We start from the raw sequence: 17572 nt of genomic DNA, 5'->3' as shown, positions 1-17572 counted from the left end.
CACGGCACGGAGTGCCGCATGACCGCCCTCCTGCGCATCCTGGCCTGGCTGCTGGCGCTGGCATTGGTCGCGTTGCCGGTGGTGGCGGTGCTCAACGGCTGGGTCGGCGCCGAGCGCTGGCCGCTGAGCCGGTTGCAGGTCAGCGGCGATTTCAAGCGCGTGCCGGCCGAGCAGTTGCGCCAGGTAGTGCTGCCGTATGCGCGCCGCGGTTTCTTCGCGGTCCGCCTGCAGGACGCGCAGGACGCGATCGAGCGGCTGCCGTGGGTGGAAAGCGCGCGGGTGCGCAAGCGCTGGCCGGACGTGCTGGAAGTGCGCGTCACCGAGCACCGTCCGTTCGCGCGCTGGGGCAGCGATCGCATGCTGTCCGAGCAGGGTCGCATCTTCGCCTTGCCGAGCGAATTGCGCGGCATGGCGTTGCCGCAGCTGGCCGGCCCGGACGCCAAGGCGCAGGACGTGGTCGCGCTGTACAACGAATCGCGCGCGCTGTTCGCGCCGGCCGGGTTGCAGGTCGATGGCGTGGCGATGGACGCGCGCGGCAGCTGGTCGCTGCAACTGGGCAACGGCGTGCAGGTCGTGGTCGGCCGCGACGACGCCCGCGCCCGCCTGGCGCGCTTCGCCCGCGTACTGCCGCAACTGGCCACGCCGGAACAGGCGCCGATCGCACGCGCCGACCTGCGCTACACCAATGGATTCACCGTGGAGCGGGGAATCGTGAACCGGGAACCGGGAATGGAGAAAAAGCCCACGGCTCCGACCCAACCCGCGCGCCATGCGGCACTGGCCGACCCTCCATCCCCGCGCATGAGCCCGCTCTTCCCCATTCCCAATTCCCCATTCTCTATTCCCGGCTCCAAGACATGAACCGCAAAGGCGACAAATCCCTCATCGTTGGACTGGACATCGGCACCTCCAAGGTCGTCGCGCTGGTCGGCGAGTATTCGCCCGGCAATCCGATCGAGGTGATCGGCATCGGTTCGCACGAATCGCGCGGGCTCAAGCGCGGCGTGGTGGTGGACATCGAATCCACCGTGCAGTCGATCCAGCGTGCGGTCGAGGAAGCGGAGCTGATGGCCGGCTGCGAAATCCGTTCGGTGTACGCGTCGATCTCCGGCAACCACGTGCAGTGCAAGAACTCGCCGGGCATCGTGCCGATCCGCGACGGCGAGGTCACCTGGAACGATCTGGACCGGGTGCTGGAAGCGGCCAAGGCGGTGGCGATCCCGGCCGACCAGCGCATCCTGCATGCGATCCCGCGCGAGTACGTGCTCGACGATTCGCAGGAAGGCATCCGCAACCCGGTCGGCATGACCGGCGTGCGCCTGGAGGTGCACGCGCACCTGGTGGTGTGCGCGCAGTCGGCCGCGGCCAACATCAGCAAGTGCGTGCAGCGCTGCGGCCTGCAGGTGGACGACCTGATCCTGTCCTCGCTGGCGTCCTCGGTGGCAGTGCTGACCGCCGACGAGCGCGAACTGGGCGTGGTGCTGGTGGACATGGGCGCCGGCACCACCGACCTGGCGGTGTTCGTGCAGGGCGCGATCTGCCACACCGCCTCGCTGCCGATCGCCGGCGACCACGTCACCAACGACATCGCGCACATGCTGCGCACGCCCACCCCGGAAGCCGAGCAGATCAAGGTGCGCTACGCCTGCGCGCTGGCGCAGCTGGCCACCGCCGAGGAAAGCATCCAGGTGCCGAGCGTCGGCGACCGTCCGCCGCGGCGCATGCCGCGCCATTCGCTGGCGCAGGCGGTGCAGGGCCGCTACGAGGAGATCTTCGAGATGGTGCAGGCCGAACTGCGCCGCTCCGGCTTCGAGGAACTGGTGCGCGCCGGCATGGTGCTGACCGGCGGCGCCTCGAAGATGGAAGGCGTGGTCGAACTGGCCGAGGAAATGGTGCAGATGCCGGTCCGCGTGGGCATCCCGCAGCACGTCACCGGCCTGGGCGAAGTGGTCGGCAACCCGGTGCACGCCACCGGCGTGGGCCTGCTGCTGATGGGCAGCCAGATCGAACACCCCCGGCGTCCGTCGCTGCCCACCGGGCGCGCCGGCAGCCTGTTCAAGAAATTGAAGAATTGGTATCGCGGTGAGTTTTGAGGGCCGGGATTTGGGATTGGGGATTTGGGATTCGTAAGGGCAACAGCAACAGCAACAGCAACAGCAAGAGCAAGAGCAAGAAAGCGGAGAGCGGAGAGAGGTAGGCGACAGGTTTTTTTTGTAGTGATTCCGCCGCGGAGCGGGCAACGGGTTGGGCGATCGTGCTTTTGCGAATCCCCATTCCCGAATCCCGAATCCCGGCTTCCAAACAACAACACTCGCCGGACGGAGAGGCGGGAACGAGGATCGGAGCTGTTCCGAATCCCCACTCCCTAATCCCGAATCCCGGCTCAAAGAGGACACGGACATGGCGCATTTCGAACTGATTGAAAAGATGGCACCCAACGCGGTAATCAAGGTGGTCGGCGTGGGCGGCGGCGGCGGCAACGCGGTCGCGCACATGGTCAGCAGCAGCGTGGACGGCGTGGAGTTCATCACCGCCAACACCGACTCGCAGGCGATCAAGAACTGCGGCGCCAAGCTGCAGCTGCAGCTCGGCACCAACGTCACCAAGGGCCTGGGCGCCGGCGCGAATCCGGAGGTTGGTCGTCAAGCAGCGCTGGAAGATCGCGAACGCATCATGGACGCGCTGCAGGGCGCGGACATGGTGTTCATCACCGCTGGCATGGGTGGCGGCACCGGCACCGGCGCCGCACCCGTGGTCGCGCAGCTGGCCAAGGAGATGGGCATCCTGACCGTCGCCGTGGTCACCAAGCCGTTCCCGTTCGAAGGCCGCCGGCGCATGCAGGTCGCGCTGAAGGGCATCGAGGAACTGAGCCAGCATTGCGACTCGCTGATCACCATCCCCAACGAAAAGCTGATCACCGTGCTCGGCCGCAACGCCACCATGATCCAGGCGTTCCGTGCCGCCAACGACGTGCTGCAGGGCGCCGTGCAGGGCATCGCCGACCTGATCGTGCGTCCGGGCCTGATCAACGTCGACTTCGCCGACGTGCGCACCGTGATGTCGGAAATGGGCCTCGCGATGATGGGTACCGGCTCGGCCCGCGGCGACGACCGCGCGCAGGCCGCGGCCGAAGCGGCGATCCAGAACCCGCTGCTGGACGACGTCAACCTGGCCGGCGCCAACGGCATCCTGGTCAACATCACCGCCGGTCCGGACTTCACCATGGCCGAGTTCGACGAGATCGGCCGCACCATCGAAGGCTTCGCCTCGGAAGACGCGACCGTCGTGGTCGGCACCGTGCTCGACCCGGACATGCAGGACGAGGTCCGCGTGACCGTGGTCGCCACCGGCCTGAACCGTGCCGTGTCGCGCCAGACCCAGCGTCCGGAGCAGCGCGCGCCGATCAAGCTGGTGCGCAACGCCACCACCGGCCAGCCGGAATTCGGCGACTTCGAGCATGGCGGCGACGCCGTGTCCAAGGCCGTCGGCGGCGCGATGGGCCTGGGCCTGCGGCGTCCGAGCAGCGATGCGATGGGCGCGTCCGCACCGGCACCGGCGGCGGCCGATCTGCCGAACGATTACCTGGACATCCCGGCGTTCTTGCGCCGCCAGGCCGACTGAGGTTTCGTCAGGCCGGCCCTGCGCCGGCCGCAACACCGCCGAGCGGGAGTGTCCGCCCGTTCGGCGCGCCGTGTCCTTTGCTGCCGGGTCGTCTCGACCCGGCAGGTTTTTGCGACCGCGACGCCGGCCTCTGCCAGCGTTGCGCAAATAGGACGCTGTGACCGCATTGTTAAAATTTGGCTAAACGCGTGATATTCTCAATTCCGTTCAGTTCCCGTGTGAGCTGACGTTCCCAGACTGTCTCCCATGACCCAGCAACGCACCCTCAAGAACACGATCCGCGCCACTGGCGTAGGCCTGCATAGCGGCGACAAGGTTTACATGACCCTGCGTCCTGCGCCGGCTGATCACGGCATCGTGTTTCGGCGCGTCGATCTGGAACCGGCAGTGGAAGTGCCGGCCGATGCCCAATTGGTCACCGAGACCACGCTGTGCACCGGGCTGAGCCGTGGCGACGCCAAGATCCAGACGGTGGAACACCTGATGTCGGCGATGGCCGGCCTCGGCGTGGACAACGCCATCGTCGAGCTGTCCTCGGCCGAATTGCCGATCATGGACGGTTCCTCCGGCCCGTTCGTGTTCCTGCTGCAGTCGGCAGGCATCGTCGAGCAGGGCAAGCCCAAGCGCTTCATCCGCATCAAGCGTCCGGTGGAAGTGCGCGACGGCGACAAGATCGCCCGCTTCGAGCCGTACGACGGCTACAAGCTGGGCTTCACCATCCAGTTCGACCACCCGATGATCCCGGCCAAGCAGTCGCGCCAGGAAATCGAGTTCTCGACCATGGCCTACATCAAGGAAATCTCCCGCGCGCGCACCTTCGGCTTCATGCGCGATCTGGAGTACATGCGCGAGCGCAACCTAGGGCTGGGCGGATCGATGGACAACGCCATCGTGCTCGACGAGTTCCGCGTGCTCAACGACGATGGCCTGCGCTATGCCGACGAGTTCGTGCGGCACAAGATCCTCGATGCGATCGGCGACCTGTACCTGGCCGGCGGCGCCATCCTCGGCGCCTACGAAGGCTACAAATCCGGCCATGCGCTGAACAACAAGCTGGTGCGCGCGCTGCTCGCCGAGCAGGCCGCGTGGGAGTGGGTGAGCTTCGATTCCAAGGCCGTGCCGGCACCGGTGGCCTACGGGGCCGTGGCTTACGCCTAAAGTTTTCCAGCCCGCGGCCGGGGCCGGTCAGGGATCACGGAATGGGCGATCCGTCGCGTCTTCGGCCCTTCTTAACTTCTATTTAACGAATCGATAACGACCTCGACGTCGGCGCCCGCTAGGATGCGTCGGGTCGTGTCGTGCGTGTCTACGTACGCAGACCGCGTCGGCCGGAGGCCGTCGTTGCTTCAGGCGTCGTGGAATCGACGTCCTGCAAGGACGCCAGCGCGTCGCGCAAACCCTTGTGCGTCGCAGCGGAAACCGGTGCTGGCCTGCTTCTTGCCTGTTGCATTGGGGAATGCGCGGATGCAGTCGCAGTCTTGACGGTCACCCTGGTGGCCTTCAGCCCGAGGGACCGGGCCGCAGCGAGGATATCGGCCTCGGCGAGCCTTACCCGGGCGTGCCAGACCGGAGAGTCAACGAGAAAAACGAGCTGTTCGCCGTTCACATTGGCCAACCGGCAACGGGAGGCCAGATTCGGCGGCAGATGGGGGCGCAACTGTCGGTCCAGCGCGTCGAGCCACAAGGCACGCCGCAACGGGTCGCCCACCTTGTCCGCCAATGCGGCGTCCAACGCCGGCATCGGCGCGGTGGTATGGCCCTCGCCGGACTTTCGCTTAGACATGAAAACTCATATGGCGTTTAAGAAGATCGTAATCAATTCGCGTGAAAAGGGGATAAAGGACCTGCCGTGGCGTCTGCGCGAGTTCGCAGACCGGCGTCCCCTGGCCGTGCTGGGCACGGTGTTGGCGGTGGGCATGGTACTCGGCATCGGCGTCAGCGCCGCGACCGGCTTCGTCGGTTCGGCGCAGCTGCGGGCCAAGGTGCAGCGGCAGGACGCGGAGCTGGCGCAGGTGCGCCGCGACGCGCAGACCCAGGTCAACGCGCTGGCCGCGCGGCTGGGCGAACTGCAGGCGCAGGCCACGCGCCTGAACGCGCTGGGCGAACGCCTGACCCGCATGGGCAAGCTGCAGGACGGCGAATTCGACTTCGACCAGCCGGTCGGCGTCGGTGGCGGCGACGACGAGGTCAGCCAGGACATGCCGGCGCCGCAGCTGAACAAGGAGCTGGACGGGCTGCAGCAGCAGTTCGCCACCTCCGGCCAGCAGCTGTCGGTGCTCGAATCGCTGCTGTTCGACCACCAGCTCGACCAGAACGCGGTGCCGTCGCGGATGCCGATCCGCAACAGCTACATCACCTCCGGTTTCGGCGGCCGCGCCGATCCGTTCGGCGGTGGCGCCGGCAACCACAAGGGCATCGACTTCCACGCCAACGTCGGCGACCCGGTGCTGGCCGTGGCCGATGGCGTGGTCAGCTACTCGGGCGTGCGCGGCGGCTACGGCAATGTGGTCGAGGTCGATCACGGCAATGGTTATGTCACTCGCTACGCGCACAATTCGCGCCTGTCGGTGAAGGTCGGCGATCTGGTGCGGGTCGGCCAGGAAGTGGCCAAGGCCGGCTCCACCGGCCGTTCCACCGGCGCGCACGTGCACTTCGAGGTCTGGAAGGACGGCGTGGTGATGAATCCGGCCAAGTTCCTCGGCGACGGCGCCACCCCGGTGGGCCGCCGCGGCCGCGGCTGAGTCGGGCCTGGGGCGGCGTGCCGGCGCTTGAATCGCCGGAGCCCGCCCCAAGCTACAATACGCTTTGCCACGACAGGGCGCCTCGCGCCCTGTTTCGTTTGCGGCCCGCCGATTCCCTGGGGGATTGGGCCGTACGGGCGTTCCTTTCCAACCGGTTCCTTCAATGATCAACAGTCTGCTTACTCGCGTTTTCGGTAGTCGCAACGAACGCCAGCTGCGTCAGCTCCACCGTATCGTCGCCAAGGTCAATGCGCTGGAACCGGAGATGGAGCAGCTCTCCGACGCGCAGCTGCAGGCCAAGACCCCGGAACTGCGCGGGCGCATCGCCGGCGGCGAGAGCCTGGACAAGGTGCTGCCGGAAGCCTTCGCGGTGTGCCGCGAGGCCAGCCGCCGCGTGCTCGGCATGCGCCACTACGACGTGCAGCTGATTGGCGGCATGGTCCTGCACCTGGGCAAGATCGCGGAAATGCGCACCGGCGAAGGCAAGACCCTGGTGGCGACGCTGCCGGTGTACCTCAACGCGCTGGAAGACAAGGGCGTGCACGTGGTCACCGTCAACGACTACCTGGCGCGCCGCGACGCCGCGCAGATGGGCAAGCTGTACAACTGGCTGGGGCTGAGCGTGGGTGTGGTCTATCCGGGCATGCCGCACAGCGACAAGCACGCCGCCTACGCCGCCGACATCACCTACGGCACCAACAACGAATTCGGCTTCGACTACCTGCGCGACAACATGGCGCTGTCCAAGGCCGACCGCTATCAGCGCGGCCTGAACTACGCCATCGTCGACGAGGTGGACTCGATCCTGATCGACGAGGCGCGCACCCCGCTGATCATCTCCGGCCCGGCCGACGATTCGCCGGAGCTGTACATCCGCGTCAACCGCATCGTGCCGCAGCTGACCAAGCAGGAGTCCGAGGAAGGCGAGGGCGACTTCTGGGTCGACGAGAAGGGCAAGCAGGTGCATCTGTCCGAGGCGGGCATGGAGCACGCCGAAGAGCTGCTGCGCGCGGCCGGGATCCTGACCAACGACGAGGACCGCCTGTACGGCGCGCAGAACCTCAGCGTGGTGCATCACCTCAACGCCGCGCTGCGCGCGCACGCGATCTACCAGCGCGACGTGGACTACATCGTGCGCGACGGCGAAGTGGTCATCGTCGACGAGTTCACCGGCCGCACGCTGCCGGGCCGGCGCTGGTCCGACGGCCTGCACCAGGCAGTGGAAGCGAAGGAAGGCGTGCCGGTGCAGCGCGAGAACCAGACGCTGGCCAGCATCACCTTCCAGAACCTGTTCCGCATGTACAAGAAGCTGTCCGGCATGACCGGTACGGCCGATACCGAAGCCTACGAATTCCAGAGCATCTACAACCTGGAAGTAGTGGTGATCCCGACCAACCGCCCGACCATCCGCAAGGACTGGCCGGACCAGGTGTTCCTCAACCGCCAGGGCAAGTTCAACGCGGTGCTCGCCGACATCGAGGATTGCGCCAAGCGCGGTCAGCCGGTGCTGGTCGGCACCACCTCGATCGAGACCTCGGAGATGCTCTCCGAGCACCTGCGCAAGGCCGGGGTCACGCACGAGGTGCTCAACGCCAAGCAGCACGAGCGCGAGGCGCAGATCGTCGCCAACGCCGGCCAGCCGGGCGCGGTGACCATCGCCACCAACATGGCCGGCCGCGGTACCGACATCGTGCTCGGCGGCTCGCTGGAAGCGGAGCTGCACGCGCTGGGCGACGACCTGAGCGACGACGAACGCGCGCGCCTGAAGGCCGCCTGGCAGGAGCGCCACGACGCGGTCAAGGCCGCCGGCGGCCTGCACATCATCGGCACCGAGCGCCACGAATCGCGGCGTATCGACAACCAGCTGCGCGGCCGTTCCGGCCGCCAGGGCGATCCGGGTTCCTCGCGCTTCTACCTGTCGCTGGAAGACAACCTGATGCGCATCTTCGCCTCCGACTGGGTGCAGAAGGCGATGCGGATGATGGGCATGAAGGAAGACGACGTCATCGAGGACCGCATGGTCAGCCGCCAGATCGAAAAGGCGCAGCGCAAGGTCGAAGCGCACAACTTCGACATCCGCAAGAACCTGCTCGACTTCGACGACGTCAACAACGACCAGCGCAAGGTGATCTACGCGCAGCGCGACGAGCTGCTCGATGCCGAGTCGGTCAAGGACAACGTCGACGGCATCCGCGACGACGTGATCTACGACCTGGTGGCGCGATTCGTGCCGCCGAACTCGATCGACGAGCAGTGGGACCTGGCCGGGCTGGAAGCGACCCTGTCCAGCGACCTGGGCCTGCCGCTGTCGCTGACCGACCTAGTCAAGCGCCACGAGGAACTGGATGCGGCCGGCATCGCCGAGAAGGTGCGCGAGGAAGTCGATCGCCATTTCCAGGAGAAGGAATCGGCGGTCGGCGGCGAGACCATGCGCGCGCTGGAAAAGCACGTGATGCTGACCGTGCTCGACCAGAGCTGGAAGGAGCACCTGGCGCGCATGGACTACCTGCGCCAGGGCATCCACCTGCGCGGCTATGCGCAGAAGCAGCCGAAGCAGGAATACAAGAAGGAAGCCTTCGAACTGTTCTCGGAGATGCTTGAGCACGCCAAGCGCGAAGTGGTGACCCTGCTGGCGCGCGTGCGCATTCGCAGCGAGGAAGAGGTGGCGGCGCTGGAAGCGCAGGAACGCCAGCAGATGGAGGCGCAGCTGCGCCAGGCGCAGTTCCAGCATCAGGACGCCGGCGGCTACAGCGCCGACGAGGAAGTCGAGCAGATGGCGCTGGGCGACAACCCGCAGCAGGTGGCGCAGGTCACCCGCGAGGCGCCCAAGGTCGGCCGCAACGATCCGTGCCCGTGCGGCAGCGGCAAGAAGTACAAGCATTGCCATGGGCAGTTGAGTTAAGAGGGAGCGCTGTCGTGAGCGCTGTTGCGCATTCGCGCAACAGCGCTACGTTTTGCTTCGCAAAATGTGGAGTCCGGCGCATCACTCTCCAAAACTTCGCACCTGTCGGCGCACCCCCCAACTCCGCGAGACGCTTCGCGCCGTACCCTCACCCCAACCCCTCTCCCGGGGGGAGAGGGGCTAAGCGGCTGTTCCTTCTCCCGCCGGGAGAAGGTGGCCCGCAGGGCCGGATGAGGGTACGGGCGAAGCCTCGTGCGCCCCCAACTCCGCGAGACGCTTCGCGCCGTACCCTCACCCCAACCCCTCTCCCGACGGGAGAGGGGCTAGGCTTTGCTCCAGACGGTGCGGTGATTGGTCAAGCCCTTGTATCTATAGCCCCGCCTTGCGCGGGGCGTTTTGGTTTTGGGGAGGCTTGGGAGCGTGCTTGCCGGTGTGGCGTGTCGCGTGTTCTGCGGGTAGGGTGCTCGCTGTCGCTATTGCCATTGGATGCATGCCGTGGAGCGTTCCGCCAGTCTTGAGTTGAAGGTGTTCGTGCCGGCGCGCGACTTCGCGCAGTCCGTGGAGTTCTATCGCGAGGTGGGCTTCGTGGCGGAGCCGCTTGGCGACGGACTCGTCTGTTTTCGCCATGGCGAGCGCTGTGCGTTCCTGCTGCAGGATTTCTACGAGCAGGCGCTGGCGCACAACCTGATGCTGCACCTGTGGGTGGAGGATGCCGATGCCTGGTGGCGGCGGCTCGATGCCGCCGATCTGGCCGGCCGCTACGGTGCGCGCATCGGCGTGCCGGAGGATCGGCCGTGGGGCATGCGCGACTTCACCCTGCACGATCCGGGTGGAGTGCTGTGGCGGATCGGGCACGACCTTCCTGGGTGAGGGAGGGACCGGGCTGTTTCGGTACCGCCGGCGCCACCGTCCGCGGATTGTCCATGTGCATGGCCGCATGCGGTCGGTTTCGTCGTTGTTGCCGCGTCGTCCAGGCCGTCGCCTCGCCGTACGTCGGCCGAATGCGTGCGGATCGCTGCCGCGCTACGCGGATCGCCGACGATGTGAACCGGATTCATTGCGTTGGCACCGCCGAAGACGGCAAGCTTGCGCCATGTCCGAACCGCTCAGATCCATCCATGTCGTCGCCGGGGTCATCACCGATGCCCGCGGCCGTATCTTGCTGGCCCGGCGTACCGAAGGGCGCGATCTCGCCGGCCTGTGGGAGTTCCCCGGCGGCAAGCGCGAGCCGGGCGAGACCTCCGAGCAGGCCCTGGTGCGCGAGCTGCAGGAGGAGCTGGGCATCGAGGCGGCGGTCGGCGCACAGCTGATGGAAGTGCCGCAGCGCTATCCGGACAAAAGGCTGCGCCTGGAGATGCGCCAGGTGCTGTCGTGGAAGGGCACCGCGCGCGGCCGCGAGGGCCAGGCGCTGACCTGGGTGACGCCGGACAAGCTGGGCCGCTACGCGATGCCGCCGGCCGACCAGCCGGTGGTGGCGATGCTGCGCCAGCCCGATCGCTATCTGGTGACGCCGGAGCCGGTCGATCCCGAGCGCTGGCTGGCGTCGCTGGAACGCGCGCTGCAAGGCGGCGTGCAGCGCGTGCAGTTGCGCGCGCGCAGCCTGCCAGCTGCCAGCTGGCAGCCGCTGGCGCGGGCCGCGGCGGCGCTGTGCGTGGCGCGCGGCGCGCAGGTGCTGGTCAATCGCGATCTGGCCCTGGCACAGGAATTGGACGTCGGCGTGCACCTCGGCGCGGAGCAGTTGTCGCGGTTCGAGGCTCGTCCGTTGCCGGCGGGGCAATGCGTTGCCGCGTCCTGCCACAGCGTGGAAGAGCTGCAGGCGGCGCAGCGGCTCGGCTGCGATTTCGCCGTGGTCGGCCCGCTGGCCGCCACCGCCAGCCATCCCGGTGCCGCGCCACTGGGATGGGCGGCGTTCGAGCGCCTGCGCGAGGAAGTGGCGCTGCCGCTGTACCCGATCGGCGGCCTGCTGCCGGCGCAGGTGGCCGAAGCGCGCCGCCATGGTGGTCAGGGGATCGCCGCGATCCGTGGGCTGTGGCCGGTGGATGTGGACGCTGCCTGACAGTGGGGGGAGGCAGCGAACGGTGTCGTGCGTCGATCATGGTCTGTTGCGCGATGCGAACAGGTTGATGGCGCAGTGCGCGCAGATCGCAGTCATTAGCTCGTGCGCGGCTGCGGATGACGTTTCGGTCGAGCTCGGGCAATTCCCACAGGATCATGCAGGCTGCGGAAACCCAGGTCGAGCGCGCTAGAAACTGATCCAGAAGCAGTTGTACTGGCGGCGCAGGCTCAGCACGGTCGAGGTCGGGGTCGCACTGCTGCCGAGGGTCTGTTCCAGGCGCAAGCCGGTCGCGCGTGCGCGCGGCGGTGTGGCGTTTTCGCTGGCTGCGGTGCTGGTCGATGTCTGGGGCGTCGCGGATGTGGCATCGGGTGTGCGTTGCTCGGCAGCGGCCAAGGCGCCGGACGCCGGGAGCGTGGCCGTTGGGTAGGCCGCCTGCGCCGACAGGTCCGGCACCACCGGCACGATCGCCACCAACGGCCGCTGGGTGATCGCGTCGAGGCGGTCGAGGATGCGCCGCGCCGACTCGTCCGAGACGCCATTCCACCAATACAGCGTGGACAGGCGATTGACGTCGCGTGCGTCCACCGCGGTGCGGATCTGCTGCGCCAGTTCGCTCAACCGGCGCACGCATTGCGGCCGGTACAGGCCGCTGGCGCCTTCGCTGGCCGCACTGGGCGCGGTGCGCGGCGGCAAACGGTCGATCGCACCCAGGTCCTCGCAACGGCGATCGCTGAACACCGTGGCACCGTCGGCACCGGTGCAGCGATTCACCTTCTGCGCGGCGGCGGGTGCGGCGCACAGGAAGAGCAACAGGAGGATCGACGAGGGCGCGCGCATCGCGCCAGCCTAGCCGCAGGCCTGGTGTGTGGGAAGCTGCGCTAGGTGAAGGTGAGGGGCAGGTGCAGGTGGCAGCGTGAGCGAGGCATATGAGCGCGATTGCTGCGGGAGAAGGGCATCGTTCCTGATCCTTCGCGAGCATGGTGTGCCTGACGGCTTCGCTCGTCGCGACTGAAGCCGCTCCCACAGGAGGTTCGGCCAGGCCAGGCCTAAGGCTCCTGTAGGAGGGGCTTCAGCCCCGACCCGTTGGTTCCGAAGCCAGCCAAGCTTCCGACACCGTTTGTCGCGGCTGAAGCCGCTCCTACAGGGGATTTTGCGAGGTGCTGCGAAGGCTTCTTGTGGGAGAGACTTCAGTCCCGACGCTGTCCACCATCGGAATGCCTGCCGCTTCGCCCACTACCTTCGAAGCCGCAGTCACGCGCTCCGAGTGCGGGCGCTCAGGCCAGGCGCGACAGCACGCCGACGGTGGGCTTGGCCAGGTTGAGCGTGTAGAAGTGCAGCGACGGCGCGCCGCCGGCGAGCAGGCGTTCGCACAGCGCCGCGACCAGGTCGGCGCCGAACTCGCGGATCGCGTCGGCATCGTCGCCCAGGGCCTGCATGCGCTTGCCGATCCAGCGCGGGATCTCCGCGCCGCATTGCTCGGAGAAACGCCGCAGCTGGCTGAAATTGGAGATCGGCATGATCCCCGGCACGATCGGGATATGCACGCCGAGCTTGCGCACCGCATCGACGAAATGGAAATACGCGTCGGCGTTGTAGAAGTACTGGGTGATCGCACCGTCGGCGCCGGCGTCGACCTTGGCCTTGAAGTGGCGCAGGTCGCTCAGTGCGTCGCTGGCCTGCGGGTGCGTCTCCGGATACGCACCGACCTCCAGATGGAAGGCGTCGCCGTGCTCGGCGCGGATGAAGGCGATCAGGTCCGCGGCGTAGCGCAGGTCGCCGGGATGGCCCATGCCCGAGGGCAGATCGCCGCGCAGCGCGACCAGGCGCCGGCAGCCGATCGCACGGTACAGCTTGAGCAGCTCGCGGATCTCTTCGCGGCTGCCGCCGACGCAGGACAGGTGCGGCGCCGCCTCGAAGCCGTGGTGCTGCTTCAGGTGGCGCACCGTCTCGGAGGTGTAGCTCAGCGTCGAGCCGCCAGCGCCGAAGGTGCACGACACGTACTCCGGTGCGTAGGTCTTCAGGCGCGCGGCGGTGCGGTCCAGCTGCGCACGCTGTTCGTCGGTCTTGGGCGGGTAGAACTCGAAACTGATGGCGGTCATGGGCGCGGCGCGTCAGGTGATTGTCGGAGTATATCTCTTCATCCGGATGGATGTGCGATCAGGCCCGATCCGGCTGTCCGCTGGCCGGCCGCTCGCGAGCCGGCCTTGCTGCATGGAGGATGGTCGAAATGCCGCGCATCTGCGTCATCGCACGGCGAACGAGCGCCGTGGCAGCGCGGAATGCGGTCGGCTGCGACCGATGTGCATGGCGTACGCGCGAATCGCTGCTGTTCGTGAGTGCCGGCCTGCAAGCGCCAACCGGGATCGCGCGGATGGCACCGGCTGCGGCACAACCGTGCGGCAGCGGGCGCCGCCACACGGCTGCGCAAGGCGCGCCAGGATCAGCGCTTCCACATCCGCGCCTGCCGCGGCGGCAGGTTGAAGGTGTAGCTGCTGCTGGAAATGCGCACCACGCTGCCCGAGCCGAGCGCGTCGCTGTAGTCCACGTTCCAGCGCAGCACGCTGTCGCTCATCGCCACCGTGGCGTTGACCGCGGTGCCGCACTTGTTGATGCCGACGATGCCCAGATCGCCGCGGCGGAACAGCAGGTGGCAGGCGTCGTGCGACAGCACCTGCATGTCGCTGCCCTGCGCGGCGTTGTGGAAACCGATCATGCGCTTGAGGTCGTCGCGCTGGTAGGCGTCCACCCAGCGGTTGTCGCCGCTCTCGTTGTTGTCCGAATACACCATCGGCACGCCGCCGTTGCGGCCGAGCAGATAGGCGTAGGCCAGGGTCTCGTCGACCGGGTCGAGGATCGCGTAGCGGAAGCCGGCGTTGTTCGGGATGTCGTGGGTAACCGCGAAGGTCACCGCGCGCGCGCCCGGCAGGGCCTGGCCGTAGGCGCCCGGATCGACCAGCAGCTCCATGCTGCCGCCGTAGGCGAAGGCGTTGCGGATCGAGTTGAACAGCGGGAAATCGTAGGCCGCATGCGGCGTCGCCTGCAGGTAGGGCGCCAGGAACTGGTCGTAGTCGGCATTGCCGGCGCCGCCGCCGGTGATGACTTCGCCGAACACGTGCACGCCGGAACGGATGCCCGAATCCAGCACGCGGTTGAGGTGGTCGAAGGTCATGTGCTTGGCCGCGTCGATGCGGAAGCCGGTGACGCCCAGCGCCTTCAATGCCTGCAGATAGTTGCGTTCCTGCTGCACCACCCAGTCGTTGCCGACCAGGTCGGGCAGGCCCGGATCGCTGCCGCCGCCGCAGATGCGGTAGGTACGAACCTGGTAGGCGTCGCTGTAGTCGGTGATGCATTGCGCCGGGCCGAAATCGCCGCCACTGAGGAAATTCACCGACAGGTCGCCGAACAGCCGCAGCGATGCGTAACGCGACGGATCGGCGGCGTACTGCGACAGCACCGCGCTGCCCGGATAGTTCAGGTCCGAACGCGTCGCCGCCTCGTTGGCCATGTGGTTGAGGACAACGTCGGCATAGGTTTCCACGCCGACATCGGCCAGCGCCTGCACCATGCTGGCGAAGTCCTCGGTGTCGCCGAGCGGGTTGTCGATTACGCGCATGTCCTGCGGCTGGTAGCGCGCCCACCAGGCGCTGCCCTGCGAGCGATACGCCGGCGCCACCATCACCTTGCGATAGCCGGCGGCGGCGATCTGCGCCGCGCGCGCTTCCACGGTGGCGTAGGGCCAGTTGAACGCGTGCAGGATGACATCGGCCTGGGCGCTGGCGGTGACCAGGGCCAGCAGGAGGCCGACGAGGAACAGGCGCCAGCGGGGCGGGCGCGATGGGACGATCGGAGCGGCGGACAGGTCGCGCATCACACGGGTCTCCTTGGTGGAAGTGCGCAGGCGAAGCGTCTGCGCGTCTGGACTGCATCCCGCGGCGGCAGTGGCGCAGGGAAGGCAGCGGTGAGCGATGCTAAGCGCGCATCGCGGCGCAACATGGGTGCGCTACATACGTATTCATTGCAGCGCCGGTCGAAAGCGGGATCGGTATCCGGTTCTGTAGTCCAGGCTGCGCGTGATGGCGCTGCGTCCCTGCGCGGCCGCGTAGGCAGGCGGATAGGTTTGCGTGCTGTCCGGCGAGTGCAGTGCGCTGTTCCCCGATGGGTCGCGCTGCACATCGCGTCAAGCTTGGAGATGCGATTGGCTGCATGCATTCGGTCGCGCGCGTGGTCCTTGGCGGTCGCGTGGCGTGTTGCGGTCGATACGGCGCAGGCGGCCACGGCACGTCAACGCAGACGTGCGTTGTCTCCCGCGCCGATCCACGCTGCGCTGCGCAAGGCAACCAGGTTTTTCCGATGCTAAAGTCACTCGCATCACCTTTACACGTGGACTGCACCATGACACTCGATGCCTTCTATCCCATTGGTACGCCCGGCACGCCATGGGGGTTGGCGGAAAAAGCGGACTGGCTCTCGCGGCAGCGTCGGCAGCGCAGCTATCAGGCGGACGTCGTGGCGGCGATCGAGCGCCTGCGCGAGCTTTGGGATGTCGTGGAATACGGTGTGCTGGCGTATGCCGAAGACCGCTACCCGCTGCTGGCGCTGCGCAGCCGCGGATGGGACGACACGCTGCCGTGCATGCTGGTGACCGGCGGCGTGCATGGCTACGAAACCAGCGGCGTGCATGGCGCGCTGCAGTTCGCCGAAGGCCACGCGGACGAGTACGGCGGGCGTGCCAATCTGTTGGTGGCGCCGTGCGTGAGTGCATGGGCCTACGAACGGATCCATCGCTGGAACGCGGACGCCATCGATCCGAACCGGTCGTTCCGCGACGACAGCCCGGCGCAGGAATCGGCGGCGCTGCTGCGGCTGGTCGCGCCGCTGCGTGGGCGGATTGCGATGCACATCGACCTGCACGAGACCACCGACAGCGACGAGTCCGAATTCCGGCCGGCGCTGGCCGCGCGCGACGGTGTCGCCTACGAGCCCGATGGCATTCCGGACGGTTTCTACCTGGTCGACGACAGCGAGAACCCGCAGCCGGCGTTCCAGCAGGCGGTGATCGCGGCAGTGGAGCAGGTGACGCATATCGCGCCGGCCGATGCCGAGGGCAAGATCATCGGCTCGCCGGTAGTGGCGCATGGCGTCATCCGCTACCCGATGAAGAAGCTGGGGTTGTGCGCAGGCATCAGCGACGCGCGCTACACCACGACCACCGAGGTCTACCCCGACAGTCCAAGCGCCACGCCCGAGCAGTGCAATGCCGCACAGGTGGCGGCGGTTCGTGCCGCGATCGACTACGCGTTGGCGCATCCGTAGCCGGTGCCGCCTGCGTGATGGAATGCGCGGTGGTTTGTTCGTGCGGGATGCGCGCCGCGCAGTGCAGTACTGACCCGGGTCGATGCCAAGTCCGACACCGCGCCATGACGGTCTTCTGTTCTTCGTAGCAGGGGTTTCGACCCCGACGTCTTGCCGATAAAACGGCGCAGTTGAAACTCCTCCTGCAGAAGCACAGGCAAAAAGGCGGTGGCGATCGGAATCGATGCCTTGCCGACCGCCGCATGGCCATGCAGTTGTCCACGGTGTCCATCGCCTGCCGAGCACGCTACGCTAGCTCGCTCCTCGTGCCCGCAGCCGCCATGTCCATCGTCCTTACCCCCTTCGCCCGTACCCGCCTGTTCCCGCGCGACGCGCGCCGCAACGCGATCCAGGACTGCACGCCGGAACAGTTCGAGCGCCAGCTCAACGACGCCACGCCGCTGCGGGTGCTGGACGGCTATGCGCCGTTCTGCAAGTTGCACGTGCATCCCAACTGGACGTCCACCCGCTGCCTGACCGTGCCGATCACCGAGGCCAATCGCCACCTGCTGCGTTCCGGCTACGAAGCGCGCAGCAGGGAAGAGTTGCCGGTGCTGGTGCGCTGGTTCGAAGGCGTCGAGCCGGCGGTCGCCGCGTACCTGCTGCCGATCCTCTACAGCCGCGAGCAATTGGCGCGCGAGGGCGCACCGATCGAGGCCGAGTGGGGCGTGGTCGGTTGCCTCTATACCGCCGAGCCGCAGGAGATCCCGATGGCGCCGATCACCATGCTGCGCAATGCGCTGGGCGTGGAGGAGGGCGGCTCGGGCGTGGCGCTGGACCGCGAGGCGTACCGGCGCAGCGTGGCGTTCTGGGAGCGCAACGCGAACTGGCGGCCGTAGCCGCGTAGCGGCGTCGCCATAGCGAGCGAGTGCCCGATTGCAGCGTGACCCGCCGTCGACG

General features: G+C 67.5%; 14 protein-coding genes. 10 read left to right on the top strand and 4 right to left on the bottom strand.

Features of this window, described 5'->3' with window-relative positions:
• The first annotated feature begins 18 nt into the window (after positions 1-18).
• The 4 genes from HEP73_RS17955 (at position 19) to lpxC (ending at position 4779) form a co-directional block, all read left to right on the top strand.
• Positions 19-861, top strand: coding sequence for a cell division protein FtsQ/DivIB (locus tag HEP73_RS17955; RefSeq protein ID WP_185820973.1), 843 nt, complete (start codon positions 19-21; stop codon positions 859-861).
• On the top strand, positions 858-2093 hold the full coding sequence (ftsA, locus tag HEP73_RS17950) for a cell division protein FtsA (RefSeq protein WP_003465508.1): 1236 nt from the start codon (positions 858-860) through the stop codon (positions 2091-2093). The genes HEP73_RS17955 and ftsA overlap by 4 nt, the downstream gene beginning before the upstream one ends.
• Positions 2094-2400: 307 nt before the next feature.
• On the top strand, positions 2401-3621 hold the full coding sequence (ftsZ, locus tag HEP73_RS17945) for a cell division protein FtsZ (protein ID WP_046979230.1): 1221 nt from the start codon (positions 2401-2403) through the stop codon (positions 3619-3621).
• Between the two features lie 246 nt (positions 3622-3867).
• On the top strand, positions 3868-4779 hold the full coding sequence (lpxC, locus tag HEP73_RS17940; protein ID WP_185813902.1) for a UDP-3-O-acyl-N-acetylglucosamine deacetylase: 912 nt from the start codon (positions 3868-3870) through the stop codon (positions 4777-4779).
• Positions 4780-4927: 148 nt separating this feature from the next.
• Here lpxC and HEP73_RS17935 read toward each other — a convergent pair whose 3' ends face one another.
• Entirely contained in the window at positions 4928-5404 is a 477-nt protein-coding gene (locus HEP73_RS17935; RefSeq protein ID WP_185813901.1) for a DUF721 domain-containing protein, read from the bottom strand.
• Positions 5405-5414: 10 nt separating this feature from the next.
• Here HEP73_RS17935 and HEP73_RS17930 point away from each other — a divergent pair, with 10 nt between their 5' ends.
• The 4 genes from HEP73_RS17930 (at position 5415) to HEP73_RS17915 (ending at position 11320) form a co-directional block, all read left to right on the top strand.
• Complete coding sequence (locus HEP73_RS17930; RefSeq protein WP_185823474.1) at positions 5415-6362, top strand: M23 family metallopeptidase; 948 nt, start codon at positions 5415-5417, stop codon at positions 6360-6362.
• Positions 6363-6525: 163 nt separating this feature from the next.
• Positions 6526-9264 carry a preprotein translocase subunit SecA gene (secA, locus tag HEP73_RS17925; protein WP_185820972.1) on the top strand — a complete coding sequence of 913 codons (2739 nt, stop codon included), beginning with the start codon at positions 6526-6528 and terminating at the stop codon, positions 9262-9264.
• A gap of 486 nt (positions 9265-9750) precedes the next feature.
• Entirely contained in the window at positions 9751-10134 is a 384-nt protein-coding gene (locus HEP73_RS17920; protein WP_458309628.1) for a VOC family protein, read from the top strand.
• 223 nt (positions 10135-10357) lie between these two features.
• Positions 10358-11320 (top strand): Nudix family hydrolase, encoded by a 963-nt coding sequence (locus HEP73_RS17915; RefSeq protein ID WP_185820971.1) that lies wholly within the window; start codon positions 10358-10360, stop codon positions 11318-11320.
• A gap of 186 nt (positions 11321-11506) precedes the next feature.
• Here the strand turns inward: HEP73_RS17915 and HEP73_RS17910 are convergent, their stop codons facing one another.
• The 3 genes from HEP73_RS17910 to HEP73_RS17900 all read right to left on the bottom strand — a co-directional run bounded on the left by HEP73_RS17910 (position 11507) and on the right by HEP73_RS17900 (position 15188).
• Entirely contained in the window at positions 11507-12157 is a 651-nt protein-coding gene (locus tag HEP73_RS17910) for a DUF4124 domain-containing protein (RefSeq protein WP_185820970.1), read from the bottom strand.
• A gap of 437 nt (positions 12158-12594) precedes the next feature.
• Entirely contained in the window at positions 12595-13419 is an 825-nt protein-coding gene (metF, locus tag HEP73_RS17905) for a methylenetetrahydrofolate reductase [NAD(P)H] (RefSeq protein WP_185820969.1), read from the bottom strand.
• Between the two features lie 341 nt (positions 13420-13760).
• Positions 13761-15188, bottom strand: a complete 1428-nt coding sequence (locus HEP73_RS17900) for an alpha-amylase family protein (RefSeq protein ID WP_185820968.1) — start codon at positions 15186-15188, stop codon at positions 13761-13763.
• A gap of 524 nt (positions 15189-15712) precedes the next feature.
• Between HEP73_RS17900 and HEP73_RS17895 the strand changes: the two genes are divergently transcribed.
• Entirely contained in the window at positions 15713-16633 is a 921-nt protein-coding gene (locus HEP73_RS17895) for a M14 family metallopeptidase (protein ID WP_185820967.1), read from the top strand.
• A 320-nt stretch (positions 16634-16953) separates the two neighbouring features.
• A complete protein-coding gene (locus HEP73_RS17890; protein WP_185815229.1) occupies positions 16954-17511 on the top strand; it encodes a DUF3228 family protein in 558 nt (185 codons plus the stop codon).
• Positions 17512-17572 lie beyond the last annotated feature (61 nt).

Source organism: Xanthomonas sp. GW (assembly GCF_014236815.1).
Taxonomy (GTDB): Bacteria; Pseudomonadota; Gammaproteobacteria; order Xanthomonadales; family Xanthomonadaceae; genus Xanthomonas_A.
Note: the sequence above shows the minus strand (reverse complement) of the source record. Positions and strands in the feature narration are given on the sequence as shown.